Origin of the sequence: Bradyrhizobium sp. TM239, from assembly GCF_036247985.1 — a bacterium.
Classification (GTDB): domain Bacteria; phylum Pseudomonadota; class Alphaproteobacteria; order Rhizobiales; family Xanthobacteraceae; genus Bradyrhizobium; species Bradyrhizobium ottawaense.
The window spans coordinates 1-382 of record NZ_BTIR01000072.1 but is presented as its reverse complement, the minus strand read 5'-3'; the positions used below and the strand labels follow the sequence as shown (position 1 = coordinate 382).

At 63.9% G+C, this 382-nt stretch carries 1 pseudogene; it reads right to left on the bottom strand.

Going from position 1 to position 382, the window contains the following annotated elements:
- Positions 1–382: pseudogene (locus AABA84_RS34960) on the bottom strand (M10 family metallopeptidase C-terminal domain-containing protein); the annotation flags it as partial.

Sequence of the window (382 nt, the reverse complement as noted above, 5' to 3'; positions counted from 1 at the left end):
ATGACCGACCACGTGCCGTAATCGGCCACGTTGACTACGGTGCCCCCGAATTTCAGAACAGGCCCGGTGCCGGTGGAGATGTTGTTCAAGTAATAGTTGCCGCTCGTCAGAACCACGCTGGTCGATCCGAACGCCTCGACCGCGGTCGGCACGAGGCTGGAACTGGCGACCGCGACGCCCCCGAACTGGAAATACTCGACGCCGGTGACGGTGTCGGTGCCGTCTGGTGAGCCACTGCGCAAGTCGGTCAGGGTGAAGGTCTGTGTCGCTGCGTTGTATGAGATCGTGTAGTTGGCCCGGCTGCCCGAATACACCGCGGTGTCGGTGCCCGAGCCGCCGATGACCGTGTCGTTGCCCGCCCCGCCGGTGATCGTGTCGTTGC